This is a genomic window from Janibacter sp. CFPM2_SD2, from assembly GCF_057364645.1.
On record NZ_JBNFOF010000385.1, the window covers coordinates 1 to 810 of the forward strand.

Annotated in this window: 1 protein-coding gene; it reads right to left on the reverse strand. The window is 75.6% G+C overall.

The features are described from left to right. On the reverse strand, positions 1-810 hold an 810-nt coding region (locus AC2W7J_RS18540), incomplete at both ends, for an NAD(P)H-hydrate epimerase (RefSeq protein WP_485984269.1).

An 810-nucleotide genomic window follows, 5' to 3' on the forward strand; every position in this document is an offset into this window, starting at 1 on the left:
GACGGCGCCCGGATGGTCGAGGTCGTGTCGGAGGCCGGGCCCGACGACCCACGGCCTCGGACCCTCCCTTCGCCGGTGGACGGCTCGGGACCGCCGCCCGCACGAGCGCGGTCGGCGTCTGCGTCCCGACGTAGCGGACCATGCCCACGCCGGCCGAGACCGCCGCGGTCGTCGTGAGCAGTGCTGCGCCCGTGTACTGCTCGCCACCGGCGACGACCCCGAGGACCCCGCGCGAGTACTTGTCGTCGTCGTGCCCGGGCACCGGCCACAGCATCGGCACGTCGTCCGGGGTGATCCGCACGACCGCGGGTGTCGCGTCGGTGAGGTCGAGCCCGATGTCGATGACGGTGAGCACCCCGCAGGCGGCCTCCGTCGGCGGCAGCAGGTGCACCGGCTTGGGCGCGCCGAAGGTCACCGTCTCGTCGGCGAAGACCGCGTCCGCGAGCGCGTCGCCGCCCTCGACCGGCTGCCCGCTCGGGGTGTCGACGGAGATGACCCAGGCCCGGTCACGGATCGCGTCGACCCACGGCCGGGCGAAGGGAGGCAGCCCCGGCCTCCCCCCGATGCCGGTGATGCCGTCGAGGACGACCTCGGCCCGAGAGATCGCGGTGAGCGCCTCGCGGCTGTCGGCGGCGAGCACCGTGGCGCCCCGCTGCCGGGCGAGCTCGGCGGCATCGGTCTGCACCTGCGAGGCCGTGGTGTCGATGCACACCGCCGTCGCCTCGAAGCCCCGCTTGGCCAGCCGGGCGATGGCGTAGAGGGCGTCGGCGCCGTTGTTGCCCGGGCCGACGAGGGCGGTGACGGTGCGGG